The organism is Pseudarthrobacter siccitolerans (assembly GCF_030823375.1).
GTDB lineage: Bacteria > Actinomycetota > Actinomycetes > Actinomycetales > Micrococcaceae > Arthrobacter > Arthrobacter siccitolerans_A.
The window spans coordinates 1,589,808-1,606,416 of record NZ_JAUSXB010000001.1 but is presented as its reverse complement, the minus strand read 5'-3'; the positions used below and the strand labels follow the sequence as shown (position 1 = coordinate 1,606,416).

General features: G+C 65.0%; 17 protein-coding genes. 6 read left to right on the top strand and 11 right to left on the bottom strand.

Annotated elements, in window-relative coordinates:
* Window positions 1–37 precede the first annotated feature (37 nt).
* Window positions 38–172 carry a hypothetical protein gene (locus tag QFZ36_RS07535; protein WP_306635175.1) on the bottom strand — a complete coding sequence of 45 codons (135 nt, stop codon included), beginning with the start codon at window positions 170–172 and terminating at the stop codon, window positions 38–40.
* Between the two features lie 376 nt (window positions 173–548).
* Between QFZ36_RS07535 and QFZ36_RS07530 the strand changes: the two genes are divergently transcribed.
* Together QFZ36_RS07530 and QFZ36_RS07525 are read left to right on the top strand one after the other, a co-directional pair.
* Window positions 549–1,175: a TetR/AcrR family transcriptional regulator gene (locus QFZ36_RS07530; protein WP_306635173.1), complete on the top strand. Its 627-nt coding sequence runs from the start codon at window positions 549–551 to the stop codon at window positions 1,173–1,175.
* Window positions 1,172–2,776 carry an MDR family MFS transporter gene (locus tag QFZ36_RS07525; protein ID WP_306635171.1) on the top strand — a complete coding sequence of 535 codons (1,605 nt, stop codon included), beginning with the start codon at window positions 1,172–1,174 and terminating at the stop codon, window positions 2,774–2,776. Before QFZ36_RS07530 ends, QFZ36_RS07525 begins: the two co-directional genes overlap by 4 nt.
* On the opposite strand, the gene QFZ36_RS07520 is transcribed toward QFZ36_RS07525, so the two are convergent.
* Together QFZ36_RS07520 and QFZ36_RS07515 are read right to left on the bottom strand one after the other, a co-directional pair.
* Window positions 2,777–3,496, bottom strand: a complete 720-nt coding sequence (locus QFZ36_RS07520; protein WP_306635169.1) for a YcnI family copper-binding membrane protein — start codon at window positions 3,494–3,496, stop codon at window positions 2,777–2,779. It abuts the gene before it with no gap.
* A 53-nt stretch (window positions 3,497–3,549) separates the two neighbouring features.
* On the bottom strand, window positions 3,550–4,053 hold the full coding sequence (locus QFZ36_RS07515) for an Hpt domain-containing protein (RefSeq protein ID WP_306635167.1): 504 nt from the start codon (window positions 4,051–4,053) through the stop codon (window positions 3,550–3,552).
* Window positions 4,054–4,247: 194 nt separating this feature from the next.
* Between QFZ36_RS07515 and QFZ36_RS07510 the strand changes: the two genes are divergently transcribed.
* Entirely contained in the window at window positions 4,248–5,417 is a 1,170-nt protein-coding gene (locus QFZ36_RS07510; protein WP_306635165.1) for an acyltransferase family protein, read from the top strand.
* Window positions 5,418–5,424: 7 nt separating this feature from the next.
* Here QFZ36_RS07510 and QFZ36_RS07505 read toward each other — a convergent pair whose 3' ends face one another.
* The 5 genes from QFZ36_RS07505 to QFZ36_RS07485 form a co-directional block, all read right to left on the bottom strand.
* The gene (locus QFZ36_RS07505) at window positions 5,425–6,681 is read right to left on the bottom strand and encodes an RNA polymerase sigma factor (protein ID WP_306635163.1); all 1,257 of its coding nucleotides are present in this window, start codon (window positions 6,679–6,681) and stop codon (window positions 5,425–5,427) included.
* On the bottom strand, window positions 6,681–7,016 hold the full coding sequence (locus QFZ36_RS07500) for a YciI family protein (protein WP_306635161.1): 336 nt from the start codon (window positions 7,014–7,016) through the stop codon (window positions 6,681–6,683). Before QFZ36_RS07500 ends, QFZ36_RS07505 begins: the two co-directional genes overlap by 1 nt.
* Before the next feature lie 385 nt (window positions 7,017–7,401).
* A complete protein-coding gene (locus QFZ36_RS07495; protein WP_306635159.1) occupies window positions 7,402–8,208 on the bottom strand; it encodes a GAF and ANTAR domain-containing protein in 807 nt (268 codons plus the stop codon).
* A gap of 147 nt (window positions 8,209–8,355) precedes the next feature.
* Window positions 8,356–9,105, bottom strand: coding sequence for an SDR family oxidoreductase (locus QFZ36_RS07490; protein ID WP_306635157.1), 750 nt, complete (start codon window positions 9,103–9,105; stop codon window positions 8,356–8,358).
* Between the two features lie 17 nt (window positions 9,106–9,122).
* Window positions 9,123–10,346 (bottom strand): glycosyl hydrolase, encoded by a 1,224-nt coding sequence (locus QFZ36_RS07485; RefSeq protein ID WP_306635155.1) that lies wholly within the window; start codon window positions 10,344–10,346, stop codon window positions 9,123–9,125.
* Between the two features lie 494 nt (window positions 10,347–10,840).
* Here QFZ36_RS07485 and QFZ36_RS07480 point away from each other — a divergent pair, with 494 nt between their 5' ends.
* The 3 genes from QFZ36_RS07480 (at window position 10,841) to lepB (ending at window position 13,644) form a co-directional block, all read left to right on the top strand.
* Complete coding sequence (locus tag QFZ36_RS07480) at window positions 10,841–11,353, top strand: hypothetical protein (RefSeq protein WP_306635154.1); 513 nt, start codon at window positions 10,841–10,843, stop codon at window positions 11,351–11,353.
* A gap of 120 nt (window positions 11,354–11,473) precedes the next feature.
* Window positions 11,474–13,084, top strand: coding sequence for a multicopper oxidase family protein (locus tag QFZ36_RS07475; protein WP_306635153.1), 1,611 nt, complete (start codon window positions 11,474–11,476; stop codon window positions 13,082–13,084).
* Entirely contained in the window at window positions 13,084–13,644 is a 561-nt protein-coding gene (gene lepB / locus QFZ36_RS07470) for a signal peptidase I (protein ID WP_306635151.1), read from the top strand. The genes QFZ36_RS07475 and lepB overlap by 1 nt, the downstream gene beginning before the upstream one ends.
* A gap of 75 nt (window positions 13,645–13,719) precedes the next feature.
* Here lepB and QFZ36_RS07465 read toward each other — a convergent pair whose 3' ends face one another.
* The 3 genes from QFZ36_RS07465 to QFZ36_RS07455 all read right to left on the bottom strand — a co-directional run bounded on the left by QFZ36_RS07465 (window position 13,720) and on the right by QFZ36_RS07455 (window position 16,535).
* Window positions 13,720–13,851, bottom strand: a complete 132-nt coding sequence (locus tag QFZ36_RS07465) for a DUF6855 family protein (RefSeq protein ID WP_306635150.1) — start codon at window positions 13,849–13,851, stop codon at window positions 13,720–13,722.
* A 150-nt stretch (window positions 13,852–14,001) separates the two neighbouring features.
* A complete protein-coding gene (locus tag QFZ36_RS07460) occupies window positions 14,002–15,981 on the bottom strand; it encodes a hypothetical protein (RefSeq protein ID WP_306635148.1) in 1,980 nt (659 codons plus the stop codon).
* 200 nt (window positions 15,982–16,181) lie between these two features.
* Complete coding sequence (locus QFZ36_RS07455; protein WP_306635147.1) at window positions 16,182–16,535, bottom strand: hypothetical protein; 354 nt, start codon at window positions 16,533–16,535, stop codon at window positions 16,182–16,184.
* Between the last annotated feature and the right edge of the window lie 74 nt (window positions 16,536–16,609).

Here is a 16,609-nt window from a genome sequence, read left to right as displayed (position 1 = left end):
GGGCAGGAGTTGCAGGACAAGCGATACCGGCTTCCGGTCAGGCCGCCGGCTCCGCAGCCTCCATCCAGGCAGGCGAGGATGCCTCGCTGATGACGGGAACGTCCCGGTGTTCCGCACACCGGACTTCGGCAATCAGCGCGCCGCCGGCGTCGTCCTTGTGATAGTGCGTCACGTGGTTCGTGTTCGTGCCACACATGCCGCATAGAGCCTGATGCTGTTTAGTCCACATCCCTGAATAATACGGCCGCTGCTGTTTCACTGAAGTAAATCCCCGGAAACATGCAGGAGTCCCGGGAGGGTCCAAAATGGGTCAAATTTCTTTAGCACAACCCCTTTACTAGCCCTTGCCACGTCACTAAAGTCAGTTCTTGTCATAGTCCGGATGGGCGCTAGGGGGCGTCCGGGAAGGGGGAGTGCATCACCGCTGACCTACATCACAAGACAATTGACCACTACGTTGAAGGCCCCTCCTAGGAGGGGCCTTCCCTTTGCCCCGGTCCCACAAACCTGCAGTTGTGCAATGTTTGCAGTCATGCAAAAATAGGAACATGCCCCCCACCCCTTCCCCTACGCTTCGTGAGCGCAAAAAGGTCGAAACGTGGACTGCCATCCACGAGGCCGCGGCCTCCCTGGCGCAGGAGCGCGGCCTGGAACACGCCACGGTGGAGGCCATTGCGGAGAGCGCAGGGGTCTCGCCCCGGACGTTCTTCAACTACTTCCCGGCCAAGGAGGACGCTGTACTCGGCCTCCACGAGCCGGTCCTTGACGCCGCTGCGGCGGCAAAGCTCAGCGGCGCGGAAGACTTCCTGGAGCAGGTCACCCTGCTGCTTGTCGCCGTCGCCCTTTCCTCCATCCGCAACACGGACAACTCCCGGCGGCGGCTCATCCTGAAGCGGCACCCGCACCTGTTCGCGCGGCAGATGGAATACATGGCCAAGGCCGAAGCCCTGGTATGCCAGGCCGTGGCCGAGCACTTCGCCCAGGATCCGGACTGGGCCGACGGTGCTGAAGGCTTCAGCGCCGAGGAAACGGCGCGGATGACCGTGATGCTCGCGGCGGTGCCCGCCAAGTTCCGGGCAAAATCCACCGATTTCGACCCCGCCACAGGCCTCACCCCCAAAGACCTCGCGCCCGCGCTGGCGCTCTTTCACCACTTGCAAAGGAAACTCTCATGACCACGGCCACTCCACCCGGAACGGCGCAGGCCCCTCAGAAACAGCACATGGTGCTCCTTTTTGTGGGCCTCATGCTCTCCATGCTCCTCTCCGCCCTGAACCAGACTGTCCTCAGCACCGCGCTGCCCACCATCGTGGGCGAACTCCACGGCGTCAGCGACATGCTCTGGGTGATCACCGCATTCATCCTCACCTCCACCATCAGCATGCCCATTTACGGCAAACTCGGTGACCTGATGGGACGCAAGTCCCTCCTGATCGCGGCCATCCTCCTGTTTATGGTCGGCTCTGTGGTGGGCGCGCTCGCCAACGACATGGGCGTGCTGATCACCGCCCGCGTCATCCAGGGCCTCGGCGGCGGAGGGCTGATGATCCTCTCGCAGGCAGTCATCGCCGACGTGGTCCCGCCCCGGGAACGCGGCAAATACATGGGCATGATGGGCGGCGTGTTCGCCATCGCCTCCGTTGCCGGGCCGCTGCTGGGCGGCTGGTTCACTGAAGGTCCCGGCTGGCGCTGGGTCTTCTGGATCAACATCCCCCTGGGCCTGCTGGCCCTCGCGGGCGCCGCGTTCTTCCTCAAACTGCCCAAGCACGCCGGCAAGCCCAAGCTTGACCTGGGCGGCATGGTGCTGATGGCCATCGCCACCACCTGTCTGGTGCTCTTCGCAACCTGGGGCGGCAGCAAGTATGAATGGTCCGATCCGATCATCATTTCCCTGATCGCCGGCACCGTCCTCAGCGCCGGGGCCTTCGTCCTGGTGGAGCGCCGCACCGCCGAGCCCATCATCCCGCTGCACCTGTTCAAGGACCTGAACTTCAACCTGTCCACCTTCGCCGGCCTGCTGATCGGCGTGGCCATGTTCGGCGCCATCGGCTACCTCCCCACTTACCTGCAGATGGCCTTCAGCGTGAACGCGACCGAATCGGGCCTGCTGATGATCCCCATGATGGGCGCCCTCCTGGTGGCCTCCGTTGGCTCCGGCCAGCTGGTCAGCAAGACGGGTCGCTACAAGTGGATGCCCATTGCCGGCTCGCTGCTGGTGGCGGTGGCCCTGGTGCTGCTCTCCACCCTCAAGCCCGGCCAGCCGCTCTGGGAAATCTGCGCCTACCTGGCCGTGATGGGCCTCGGACTGGGCCTGAGCATGCAGATCCTGGTGCTGGTGGTCCAGAACTCCTTCGCGCTGCGCGAAGTAGGCACGGCGACGGCGTCCAACAACTTCTTCCGCCAGATCGGCGCCACCCTGGGTTCAGCCGTGGTGGGAAGCCTGTTCGCCAGCCGCCTGGCCGAGCTGCTCACCGAGCGCATGCCCGCGGCAGCGTCCGGCGGCAACGCACCCGGGGGATCGAACTCCCTCACGCCCGCGCTTGTCAGCAAGCTGCCCGCGGAGGTCAAGGCATTGATCATCTCGTCCTACAACGACGCCCTGACCCCCATCTTCATCTGGATGGTCCCGCTGGCGGTGATTGCCGCCGTCGTGCTGCTCTTCGTCAAGGAGAAGCCGCTGGCCACTGCCGTGGAGCACGACGTGCTGTCCGAGTCCATCAGCGAGGGCAACATCCTCATCACGGCCGACGACGAGTCCCCGGCAGTGGCGCGCTAGTCACCTCTTCAGGTGGCCGGCTGTCCGGACGAACGCGGCCGCTCCCAGGGCCAGGCCCAGAAGTCCGGCGCCCAGGCCGGCGATGCCAAGGGTGTTGTCCGCGGCGGCCGTGACCGGTGTGGTTGCGGCGACGGCTGCCGCGCCGGCCGGGGTCCCCGCGCCCTCTTCAGCCGCCGTGGTGACGAAGGAGGGGGCCGGGTGCTGGGGTTCCGCCTGCCCGGGGGCTGCCTGCTCGTTCCAGTCCACCACCGTTCCGTCTGAATACCACTGGGTTGCAGGCAGGGCCACGGTGGTGCCGGCAGCCGGGAGCCGGCCAACGGAGATCGAAAAGGTCTGGTATTCGTGCTGTCCCAGCTGGTGGGCCTCGTCCGCTGTCCACGTGACGGCCGAGGCCGCCTTGGTAATGGCGGCCCCTTCGATGGTCACGGGCGAAGGCAGGGCGGCTTCGGTGATTTCCGCCGTCCACCCGTCCATGGGTTTGACGGAGACCGAGGTGAACGGTGTTCCGCTGGGAAGCGCGACCGCAATCCTGGTGGTCTTGGCCGTGCCCGACTCGTTGGGAACCTTGAAGGTCAATTGCGAGAAGCCTCCGGCAGAGGGCGACGACGGGTCAACACTGACGTGCGCGGACGAGGCGCCCGCGCCGAGCAGCATGAGTCCGGCCGCCGCACCGAGGGACGCCGCCGTCCTCACGGGGGTGCGGGTGCGTGCATTCTTCATGGACGGTGCCTTTCGCGGGCCAGCTTCAGGGGCCGGTCTTCAGGGGACAGCTTTCAGGGAACGGGGTGCGCGGTCAACGCGGGCCTCGGTTGCAGGGCCTTCTTGAGGTGTGCCTCGAGGATGTAGGACGTCTGTCCGGCACAGTGCCTCAGCCGCGGCAGGTGGTCGGCGGCCAGCCAGGGGAGGACCCCGGACGGATCACGGTCCCGGGTACCCTCACGCACGGCCAGCTCAAGAACCAGGGCGAGGGCGGCGAGCCGCTCCGCGCCCACCTGCTGGCTCGCGGTCTTGATACTGAGGAGCGCATCGATGGCCCCCGGGAGATCCCCGGTGGTCAATGCCAGCCGCATCCTGTCAAGCCTCAGGGGGAGAGCGGCGACGAAGTTCTTGACGAACACCCGCCAGACTTCGTCATAGTCGTCCAGGTCCGCGCGCAGCTTGTCCAGCACGGCATGGTCCAGGAGGGGCCGGGCGGGGTCCTGCGCGCACGGCCAAGGTGCGTTTCCACCGGATTTGGTACCAGCCGGGATGTGCAGCGGTTCAGTGGTTGCTCTCATGCTGGAACGGTACGAGACCGATGTTGGGGGAACCCTAGAGCCAGGGCGCCCGGCTCTCCTAGTGATTTCCAAGGTTGTGCATTTGGAGCTTCCATCCAGCCTTCGCCCAGCGCGGTTATGGAAACGTTATATATGCTTGCTTAGTGGTTTTGAGGTCAAGCAGTGGATATTTGTCAGCTTTGGAGCGTCCGGAAGTGCAACCAGCCGAGCTCATTTCCGGGCGGAAGCACGCCCTGGACGGGCTCCGCACCGTTGCCGTGGCGTTCGTTTTTCTCTTTCACGCCGCCACCGGCCTTGCCCCCGGCGGTTCCATCGGGGTGGACGTCTTCTTTACGCTCAGCGGCTTTGTGATCACCCTCCTGATCATGAAGGAGTACATTGCCACCGGCGGCCTGCACCTGAACATCTTCTACGCCAAGCGGCTCGCCCGGCTATGGCCCGCGTTGCTGGGCCTCTGCGCAGTGATTGTCACCGTGGGCGTGGTGTTTCCGGCGTCGAAGTGGGCCGGCCAGGAAGGTTTCGTCCTGCCGGCTGTCGGGTACGTGATGAACCTGGCGCATTTCGGATTGTTCGGCGGCTCTATTGCCGGTGAAACGCTCGGCCCCACCTGGACGCTCGCCGTCGAGGAGCAGTTCTACCTGGTGTGGCCGCTGCTCCTCCTGGTCCTGCTGCGGTTCTGGGAGGTCCGGACGGTCGCCTGGATCACCGCCGGGCTGGCTGCGGCGTTCCTGCTGGAACGCTTCCTGCTGGTGTGGGGTGGGGCGCCGCTGAGCCGCCTGTACAACGGGCCCGATACCCGGGCCGACGAGCTGCTGATCGGCTGCACCCTGGCGCTCGTCCTCACGGTGGTCCGCCCGGGTTCCCGGTTGCACGCGTCCCTGCTGGGTGCTGCGCGTTGGGCCGGGCCGCCGGCCGCCCTGGTCCTGCTGGCGGCCGTGTTCCTGCTGCAGGAGCCGAACACTCCCGGCCTGTGGTTCAGCGCCTTCTGGACAGCCGGGCCCACCGTGCTGGCGCTGCTGGCGGCACTGGCCATCGGCTGGCTGGTCCTTTCCCCTGCCGGATTCACCGCCAGGATCCTGAGCCACCCCTGGCTTGCCGGCCCCGGCCGCGACCTGTCCTACGCCCTCTACCTCTGGCACCTGCCCGTCTATCTGCTGCTGATGCCGCTCGTCCCATCGCTGTGGCTCAGAGTGCCGCTGGCGGCAGCCCTGACCGTCCTGGTCGCCTACGCGTCCTTCCGGCTGGTGGAGACGCCCGTCCGCCGGTGGGCCAACAAAAGGCTCGACGCCGCCGTCGTCCGTCCCGCTCCCGGGCCCGCCAGGGAACGGGAGCCGGAACTCGCGTCCGCGGGACGGTCGGCCTAGCAGCCGGTCAGCCGGCTAGTCTACTAGCCAGCCGCGCCCGGAGGTAGCTGCGCTCGGCGTCGTTGTCCGTGAGGATCAGCGCCTCCTCGAAAGCATCCCGGGCCTCGCCGGTACGGCCCAGCCGTGCCAGGAAGTCGGCGCGTGCGGCGGCGAGGTACGGGTAGCGGGCCAGTTGGGGCTCAGCCCCCAGCGCATCCAGCTCAGCCAGGCCTTCCGCAGGCCCCACCGCGAAGCCAAGGGCTATGGCCCGGTTCAGCTGGACCACCGGGGAGGGCCACGTTTCCATCAGCAGGTCGTAGAGGCCCAGGATTTCCTGCCAGTCAGTCTCGGACCACGATCCGCTCTCATCATGGACGGCCGCGATCGCCGCCGTCAGCGCGAAGCGGCCCGGCGGCCGTGAGCTCAAGGCCTCGCGCAGGAGCGCCACGCCTTCCCCGATGGCAGCCCGGTCCCAGGCGGACCGGTCCTGGTCCTCCAGCAGGACGAGCTCCCGGTTGCGATCCAGCCGGGCGTCCCGGCGCGCGTCGGTGAGCAGCACGAGTGCCAGAAGCCCCGCAACGTCCCTGTTATTGGGAAGCAGGACGCGCAGCATCCCCGCCAGCTCCAGGCCGCGCTCCGCGAGGTCCCGGCGCATCAGGTCCGCTCCCGACGGGGCAGTATGACCCGTGGTGTACACGAGATAGACAACGGACAGCACACCGTCGATACGCTCGTGGAGCTCGGACGCCGCGGGCACGCTGTAGGGGATCCCGGCGGCAGCGATCTTCTTTTTCGCCCGGGTAATCCGGGCGGCTATGGTGGCCTCCGGCACGAGGAAGGCCCGCGCTATGTCAGCGGTGGACAGCCCGCAAAGGAGCCGCAGCGTCAGGGCAACCCGGGCGTCCGGGGCAAGGGCGGGGTGGCAGCAGGTGAAAATCAGCCGGAGCCGGTCATCGGGAATGTCCTCCGTTGCCAGGGCCTGCTCATCAGCGAGCGATTCCTCCGGCTCGCACAGCCTGGGGAGCGCCCGCTGTTCCGTGGCTGCCCGGCGGTGCATGTCCAGGGCCCGGCGCCGGGCCGTGACCGTCAACCACGCTCCCGGGTTCTTCGGGATCCCACGCGGACCCCACGTGGCCAGCGCACTGGCGTAGGCGTCCTGGACGGCTTCTTCGGCTTTGTCGATGTCACCGGCAACACGCAGCGTTGCCGCCAGCACGAAAGCCCACTCGCGGCGGTGCGCATCTGCAACCGCTGCAGCAACCTCCGAGCTGGCGGCCGCCGGCATCAGCTGACCATCCGCACGGGCCGGACCTCCACTCCGACGCCGGCCGGAACTTCCTTGGCAATCTCCAGCGCCTCGTCGAGGTCGCCCGCTTCCAGCAGGAAGTAGCCGCCCAGAACCTCCTTCGATTCGGCGAAAGGACCGTCCGTCACCGAGAATCCGCCGGACCCGTCCCGCCGGACGGATGTGGCCGTCGAGGCCGGCTGCAGTGCCGCCCCATTGAGCAGGGACCCTGCGCGCCGCTGCATAAACTCCTGGTAGGCGGGGTTGATCGATTCACCTTCCGACTGTGGAGTCACCGTTTCATCCTGGAAGATCAGGACCAGATACTTTGCCATCTTCGTACTCCCTTAGCTTTTCGTCCGGGCCCTTCGTTTGGGTCCTTACTTATACGACGCGCACTGGAAGCCCGAATCGACAAACTGTGCCGGCGGCTCGATTCTAGGCCGCCGCCTCTGACGATTCAGCGCACTCGGTGCACCGGACGTCCGGAGTCAGGGAGCCGGCGTCGTCCTTCTGGAAGTGGGTGACATGTTTGGTGCTCCTGCCGCATAGCGCGCAGAACGACTGGTGCTGTTTAGTCCACATGCATGAATAATACGAGCGCCGGCTAATAAAGGGAGGGCCGGGGCGCAAGAGTGTGGATCTCCGCATCTTCCACAGAGTGTATCGGGAAACCACCGGTGGCAGCCGGGCTGATAGCGGCCCGCGCGGCACCGCTGCTCACAGCTCGAAGCGTGTCCCGGGGGAGCCGTTTGGCAGGTTCTTCAGGAATCCCTCAGCCACTTCGCGGACTTGCTTGTTCCGTTGGGTCGAAGCCCCGGCCAGCAGGCCGAAAGCGTCCGCGTAGGAGCAGCGGTTGCGGCCCATGATCACACCGCAGGCAACGTCTATGGACGTCCGGCTTTCCAGCAGCGCCTTCAGGTTGTCCCCCGCGGACCGGACGCTCCGGACCTCGAGTGCCACTTTCAGGCTCTGCGATGCAACCCGGGCAAACCATGTTGCATGGTTGACGGCGTCGGGATCAAACCGCTCCTCCGGCGGTGCAAAGAATCCCAGGGCGGCAGTGGTGCCGGGATCAAGCCGCAGCGGAACGGCAAGCACCTCACCGTAGCCGGCGTCGAGGAACCGGCGCCGGTAGGCCTGCCATCGCAGCGTTGTTTCGGCGGCGTCCACCACGAAGGGGCCGTCCGCCGCCGCGGCCTGCTTCATGGGGCCGTCTTCGAGATCCTGTTCCAGGTAGCCCAGACCCGCGGCCCGTCCATTGTTGGCCGCCTGGATGGGAGCCCCCTGGGCTGTGGACAGCATCACGGCACAGTCAATCTGGACTCCGATTGCCTGAGTGAGGGCTACCGCTGCTGCTTCCGCCAGCCGCCTCAGGGAGGCCGCATCCGTGTCTGCGTTCGTGACCAGGTCCAGCAGGAACCCGGACGGCTTGAACCACGGCTCGTCGGCGACGCCCGCCACTCCTTGCCTTCCGCCGTCGGCCTTCAGCACCCTTCTGCTGGTGCCCTGCACATGGACTGTCATTCTCGTTCCCCCTTTGAACGGTGCCGGAGCGGACCTGGTCCGCGCGCTGCACCTCGAATCTAACGGGAGGGCCGAGGCGGGGGCACGAGTAGTGAGTACTCGCATTTTTCAGTGGCGGACAGTCCGGTACCTGTCCCGGCTGAACCGCTAGGCAGCGCCCCCGGCTTCCAGCCACTCCAGGAACGTCTGGCGTCCGACGGCGGCACCCGCCGCCGGGATCAGCCCGCCTTTGCGCATCGCTTTGCCCATGGGCCCGGGGACATGCAGGGGGACGATTCGCTTCTTTTGCCCGGTTTTGGCGAGGTAGGCCTTGACCAGGTCTGTCAGCTGCTCGGCCCTGGGCCCGCCGAGGTCCGGGACCCGTCCCCGCGGCCCGGCTTCCGCAGCATCCACCAGGGCGATGGCCACCTCCTTTGCCGCGACGGGCTGGGTGAACATTTTGGGCACAAGTACCGCCGGGCCGGCGGACGCGGCTTTGACGGTCATTGGCACGAACTCGTGGAACTGCGTTGACCGGAGGAGGGTCCACGGGATGCCGCCATGTCTGACTTCGTCCTCCTGCACCAGCTTGCCGGCGTACAGGCCCGAATTGGCTTTGTCGATGCCAACGATGGACAGCGCAATGTGGTGCTTCACACCGGCATGCTTCTCCGCTGCCAGGAGGTTCTGGGTGGCGTTGGTGAAGAAGTCCACGGATTTCTTGGTGGAAACGGTCTGGATGCCCGAGACGTCAATCACCGTTTCGGCACCCTGGAGCGCCTGATACAGGCCCCTGCCGTTGACCAGGTCCACGCCCTCCGCCCGGCTGATGCCCACCACATCGTGCCCGCGCTCCCTGGCGACGGCGACGACGTGGCGGCCGACTGTACCGGTTCCCCCTGCAACGGCAATCCTCATGGAAGAAATCCTAAGCGCTATGACGCCCGGCAGGCCGTCAAAGCAGACTTAAAGACGGCGGCCGAGGTGTCACTGCTGTTGATGCGCCAGTCGGCTTCCTTTTGCAGATGGAACCAGACGAAACCCATCACATCCGGCTGGGCCGCGAGGTAGGACACCAGGTCCGTGTTCCATGCCGCCTTGGATCCGCCGGACTCGCTTGACGCCGTTTCAGCGATAAGAATCGGCAGTCCCGGGGCGATTGCCCGGAACTCGGCGATTCCCGGAGCAAAAAGATCCTGCGGTGAGACCCAGCTGCTCCACGACGCGGACGTGCCCCAGTTGTACCCATCGAGCCCCACGAAGTCCACGTAGCCGGCGCCCGGGAACAATCCGGCCAAGTCAGTGGATCCCCAATAGGGCACGTTCGGGCTCCATACCCATGAGACGTTTGATGCACCTGTGGCGGTCACCACGTCATGCACGTGACGCCACGCGCGGACATAGTCTCCGGCCATATTGCCGTTCACACCTTCAGCCCAGGGGTACCAGTTCCCGTTCATCTCATGGGCGAACCGCAGCTGCACCGGGTATCCCCAAGCTGCCAGTGACTGTCCCCACTCAATAATCCGGGTATCAAAGTCGCCCGCCGCGATTCTGTCCAGGGCGTACGCGGGCTGGTCCACTCCGCCTCCCCAGGCCCACGGCTCCCACGTCACCAAGGGCACGGCACCCCGGGCCCGTACAGCGTTCATTTCACTGATCGGCGGTGCCTGGAGGAAGTCCTTGTAGAAGAGCACGCTGGACGGGCTTTCCCCTGCCAGCAGGGCCACCTCATCCAGCTCAGCGCCGGCCATAGGGCCGTTGGCGGTGGCCACCCCGAAACGCAGGCGGGCGGTGCTGACCGGCGGCAGCGCCGGCGCCGGCGGGGTCACAGTGAATACCGAGGACGCCTGGACCGAGGAGGTCTTGGCCGTAACGGTCAGCTTTCCGGTTGCTGCGGCCGGAATGGTGATGGCTGTGCTGAATGCCCCAGTGGTTGCAGTCCGAAAAGCAAACGACGCCGAGCCGGCCACCACCGTCCCCGAGGCGGAGGCCTTGAAACCGGTCCCGTTGACCGTAACGGCGGACCCGGCAGATCCTGTTGCCGGGCTGAGCGTAATCTGGGCTGCCGGTGCTGCCTGGACTGGTTGAATCCCTGCCAGCGCGAGGCCGGCGCTCGCGGCAAGGGCAGCAGTAAGAACTTTTACAATCTTGAACACAGCGATCGGTCCCCGTAATTGTCAGGGCTGCTTGAGCGGCAGCTGGCCTCGTGCCCAGCCGGCACTGCCCTGATCCTAAAGTCCCGGTGACCCGAAAGCCTCAAGATTCGCTCAAGTTTCGAAAGGTGATTTTCCGCGCGCCGCCAAATGTCTGTTCTTTTGCACGACCTGTCCAGCCCAGCGCTGTCCGGAGACGGCGCAGTGCCGGGGCCGATGGCTTCTTGCGGAACCACGCTGTTCCGCCGCCTCCGCCATCGGCCCCAGTCTGGGAGTGCTCTGTCCGCAGCCGGAGAAATCTTGCGCCGGCCGCTGAGACCCCGTGTCGTCTCCCACCGGTGTCCAAGCCGGACAGGAACCACTGTGCCGGTCCTTTATCAAGACCGGCAGAGCAGTTGATCAAGGAAGGCGCAGGACTTGCTCAGGTTTGGCCCGATTTTGGGGGAAGGGCTTCCGGCTCCTAGGGATTCCCTAGGAGCCGTGGGGAAACTGCCGGTATGGCATCAACAGCATTGTTCAAGCGCACCAAGTTTCTTGTTCCGGCAGTTTTGCTCGCCCTGGTGGGGGCCCTGGTGGCCAGCGTCCTGCTGGCCACACCGCGGACGCCTCCCGCCCTGCTGGGGGCCTCAGGAAGCCTTGATGGCGGCCTGGCCAGGATTCAGGGGGTGATACCCCTTGAGGCGGATGGATGGATGCCGCCCACACCGTCGGCCGCCCTCGCGGATCCGCCGGGCCAAGAGGTCCATCGCGTCCGCATCCTGCTGGAGCTCACCGCCATGGAGCAGAACGGCCTGTCCTTCGACCCGTCCCAGTACACCGTCTCGGGCCTCGGCGCCGGGAAATGGAAACCGGTCTGGTTTTCTCCGGCTCCTGGAAAGGCACGACAGGGGGAAAGCATTAACGCCACGCTCGTGTTCGAGCTCCCGGACAAAGCCATCGATCTGGCGCTGGACCTGCCGGGGGGACCCGGGCTGTCCCTGGGCGCCGGACACCACAGGGGAGGAAAGTAGTGTGCCCGCTGACGTTCGGAAAAGCGCTTTCATGGTTTCTCCAAGGACTTCAAGACAGTACGCATGAAATCTCCAAGCTGGGTGCGGAACAGTCGAGGCCATCTACAAAGGAGGTCGGCCATGACAATTTCACGCCGTCAGGTTCTGTTAATCGGAGGACTCGGAGTCCTGGGAGCAGGGGCCGCCATGCTGCCCACGGGTTCGGTGGAGGCCAAGTCGGCCAGCCGGCTCAGTGACAAGGAGATGCCGCGGCCATTCCAGGCAGCCTTTGTCCAGGCCCCGATCCTCGAACCATCTTCCACCGGCATCGATCCCGCGGACGGGTTGCCGGTCAACTACTACCGCCTGACAGAGAAGGCCGCTACGGCCAACATCCTCCCACGGCTGACCACGCCGATCCTTGGCTACAACGGCCTGTTCCCCGGCCCCACCATCAGTCTGGACCAAGGAACAAAGGCCGTCATGAGGGTGCGCAACCAGCTCCCGGCCCAGCATGCGCTGGACGGGCACTCGCTTTCCACGTCCACCCACCTGCACGGGTCGGCGTCCCTGCCCCAATATGACGGTTACGCCAGCGATATCACGCTTCCGGGGTTCTACAAGGACTATCACTACCCCAACTTCCAACCGGCCCGCACGCTCTGGTACCACGACCACGGTGTCCACTTCACTGCCCTCAACGCCTATTCCGGCCTCGCGGCGCAGTACCACATGCACGATCCCGTTGAACGCCGGCTGCTCCCGCAGGGCCGCTACGACGTGGCACTGACAGTCAGCGACGCGATGTTCGCCGCTGACGGGTCCCTGGGGTACGACGACAACACCCACTCGGGCCTGTGGGGCGACGTCATCCTGGTCAACGGAAAGCCGTGGCCCGTCATGAAGGTGCAGAAACGCGTGTACCGCTTCCGCATCCTGAACTGCTCCATTTCCCGTTCGCTGCGGCCCACCCTCAGCACCGGAGATCCCCTGGTGATGGTTGGCACCGACGGCGGCCTGATGCCGGCGGCCCAGAGCGTGGCGAATTACCGCCACGGCGGGGCGGAACGGTATGAAGTCCTGATCGATTTCCGCAAGTACAAGACGGGACAGCGGATCGAGCTCCGGAACCTGTCCAATAAGAACAACGTGGATTATGACTACACCGGCAAGATCATGGCCTTCGATGTCACGGACGAGCCGGTGGACACCTCGGACCCCACCTGGAACCGGATCCCCACCACGTTGGTGGGAAGCGAAGCAATGTCGCTGACAGCAAAGCAATCCGTGAAAACCCGCAGTTTCCGGGTGGAGCGGGATGACACTACCAACATGTGGACCATCAACGGCGAAAGCTGGCAGGACGTCATCGCCAGCGGTTACAAGAGAGTCGCTGCCGATCCCGCCCTCAATTCGGTGGAGATTTGGCAAATCGAGAACAAATCGGGCGGCTGGTTCCACCCCGTTCACATCCACCTGGTGGACTTCCAGGTCATCAGCCGCAATGGACAGGCGCCTTTCCCGCACGAGCGTGGTCCCAAGGACGTGGTGTATGTCGGTGAAGGCGAGACCGTCAGGGTCCTGATGAAGTTCACCCCCAACAAGGGCGTCTACATGATGCACTGCCACAACCTGCCACACGAGGACCACGACATGATGATCCAATTCCGGGTGGGCCTGAAAGAGAGCGATGTGGACGACAACGATCCCATGACCGCGGCCAAAGCCACCTGGGACACCGAGAAGGATTGATGACGGCAGAAGTAAAGCGCCACGGCAGGCGGCGGCTCCCAAGCCGCCGCCTGTTGCCGTTGCCAAAGGTGTTGTTCGCTAAGGGACGCTGGCCCCGCATTCTGGTGAGGGCGCTGATTCCTGCGCTGGCCATAGTGGCGGCCCGCGCCTGGCTGGTGGAACCTTTCACCGTGTCCTCGGACAGCATGGAGCCCACCATTCCTGAGGGCGCTGTGGTGATCCTGTACAAGCCGGCTGCCGCCGCCGGCTGGATCCAGAACGGCGTGGTGGTCGCTTTTACCAGCCCCCTTGACGGTCACACAGCCATCAAACGGATCATTGCCCGGGAAGGCCAGACCGTCGCCATCCGCGATTCGGAACTGTACGTCGACGACGTGGCGGTGCCAGAGGCCTTTATCGACCACAGCCGCATCGACGCCACCTACTTCGGACCCGAGAAAGTGCCAGCCGGAACCGTCTTTGTCCTCGGTGACAACCGCGGTGTGTCCATCGATTCCAGGGACTACGGAGCTGTGCCCTTGACCGCGATCCAGGGAACCCTGCTGACGTGCCAGAAGTAAGGGGCCACACTAAAACCCCCATCGGCAAACGCCCCGGTCCAAGGACCGGGGCGTTTTTCTGCTTGGGTATGCCCGTTAGCCGGACAGGCAACCCACCTGGCACGCCAGCGCCGGGGGATCCGCCTCGGGATCACGGTACATGATGTATTCGGATGATCCGGGGGCGGTTACCAGCCGCCACGGGTCAGCTTTCGTACCTGCAGCCACGCGGCACCCCTTCACGAATTCGGACGTGAGCATGAGCCTATGGGCTGGCAGGTGATCTGCCTAGGTATATTGGCCCGAGCGGCTCACAGCACAAAGTCAGGGTCCTGCCCGCCGAGCGGACAGGACCCTGAACTGTTTCTTGTACAGCGGCTAGCGCGTGGAGACGACTCCCGTCGCCGTGCCGCCGCGGCTGGTCTGGACCAGCACGCTGGTGATCTGGTTGGTCGGGCCGGGCTTCAGCTTCAGCGACCAGGCGCCGAGGGTGTCCACCGTGGCCGTACCGAGCTTGGTGACCGACCGGCCGGGGGTTGTGTCGTAGATGACCACTGTGGTGGCCGGAATCAGCAGGGTGGTGGTGCCCAGTGATGACGTGCCCTGGATGCGCATCTCCGTCCCGATCCGATGGCGGGAACCCGGGTCAACGGTTACGGTATCCGTTTGGATGGCCAGGTCAACGCCGGCCGGGGTGCTGCTGACACCGTTTTTATCGGTGACAACCAGCTCGATCCGCACCGTGCCGTCCGCCGGGTCCTTCAGGGGTGCTGTGTCCGTGGTCCTGGCCCAGAAGGGGATGGAGACAACGGGCTTTGCTGCGGTATCGCTGGAGATCGTGACCGCAGGGCCGCTGACTTGGCGCCAGTTGTAGGTGACGGCCCCGGTGGAGGCGCTGCCATCCAGCTGGACGCTGCCGCCGCGGGTCAACGTGGGAGAGGCTGCGGTGGCCGTTGCGGTAGTTGCCGGGTCGGTAGCCGGCGGGGTGACAGTTCCGGAGCCTCCTTCGGTTACCACCACCGGGCCCGGGTCCGGCTGCGGAGCAACAGGATCCAGGCCCACCGGTGTGGCCCCGCCGCCACTGACTGTGACCTGCAGGGACGCGGAGCTGCCCGAAGCCGACTTCACGGTGACATTTGCAGGAGGTGCCTTGACCGGGAACGACTTCTCGGTGGCGGTGCCCGGAGCAGGATTGTCCAAGGTGCCGACATCGCTCACCGTCAATGCGCCGGCTTCGCTGGACACGGCGCCGACGGTCAGGGTAGTTCCGTCGAAGGTTGCCTTGGTGACCGAGATGGTGCTTGGGTTGGCGACGTTGACGGTGCTGCTGCTGGCAGGCTTGTCCCCGATGTTGGTGATTTTGATGCTGTCCGGGGCAGTGCCGTTGAGCTTGATCCGGGCGTAGTACCGCCCGCTCCCGGGATCGCTGATCATGGGCGTGGTCTCGAAAACGGAGCCCTGTCCGTCCACCTGGAGCTGCGAGTCCGGTCCACTTGTGGCGAAGACGTCAATCATGTCCCCGTTATGGATGGCGGCGTCAGCGCTGACTCCGCGGTTGGTGGAAATTTTGCCCTGCAGGCCGAACTGGTCCGTTTCGAGGGAAAGTCCGCCGCCGTTGACCGAGAACTTGTTGTAGTTCATGGGGCTGCCTGTAACGGCGTGTTCCTGGTTCGGGTCGCCCAGATACCCCTCAGGCGCCGCCGGCGCGATGGCCGGATCCCACTTCAGGAAGGGCCCTATGTTGCTCTTCAGGGCAGTGGTGAAGTTACCGGCGGCGGGTGAAATATCTTCGACCAGCTTGCCGGCGCCGGAACCGTCCGTGTCGATGGTGATGGTGCCGTACGGGTGTTTGAACTCGAGCGTACTGTTGGCGGGTCCGCCCTTGACAACGATGCGTTGGCGGCCGAACACCACCTGGTCACCGGCGGTTACCGTGTTCGCGAAGGCGGCCTCCAGGCCGAGAACCAGCACGGCTTTTCCTCCACCGGGAAGATCCAGCTCGGAGCCGGCGAGCATGTAAAACGCCTCGTCCGGGAAGTTGTCCGGAAATGAGATGGGGGCCGTTTCATCCGGTACGTCGCCGGGAAGGAATCCGCACAAGGGATTCTCAGCATCGAGGCACAGCTCGACGCGCGTTTTCGTGCTGTCCTCATACCAGGACGGGAAACCGTATTCGGTGTTTACCGGGCCGACGGCGGTCAGTTGCCCCGGGTTCTTAACCGTTACTTGGGTGGCGGCTACAGCGGAGCTGAGGCCGGCGGTGGTCAGGATCAGGGCGGCCGCTGCGGCAACGCCACGGCGGGTTGCAGTTATTCGGGTCAGGCGGATGCCTGATGTTTCAGCTGGTGTGGGTACCATTTTTTCTCCTCAGAAAGGGGTGCTGATGGCGTCCAATATTGAGCATCGGGCTTGGAGATAGGCTGTGTCCGACCTTGGGATGACGCCGGCCGGGATGCCTGGAGGTTGTACCGATGGTTGAGCCTTGGAAAAAGCTTGGGACAGGGTCCGACTCTGGCTGACCATCCCAAGGAGGCGCAGCCACCATAGCCAGGGAACTGCTAGGCGCACACACCGCCGCCGTTGTTTGCTGCCTCGATGAAGCCGGAGAGCGTCCGGACCTCGCTGGGCATCAGGAAAACCTCAACGGGTTTCATCTGGCCGGCGATTTCAAGGGTGACGGTGAAGCCCTCAGACCCAACACTGGGGCGGATGCGCCAGTTCTCGAGGATTGGTGCAAGGTCCCGGCCCATCAGGACCATCGGCCCTTCCATATCCCAGGGGGCGCCTGCCTCGATCAACGTCTTGTGCCCGGCACAGACATAGGCCTCGTGGTAACCGGAAGCCAGATGTTGGCTGCCCACGATGAAGGCGGAGCCGGGATTGGTGCACCGAAGGACTGAGCAAGTAACCATAGGGTGAAAGCTACTGCTGGAATGTTGTGGGAACCCTGTACAGAGGACCTTAGCCTTTCCTGGCTGTCCAAGGT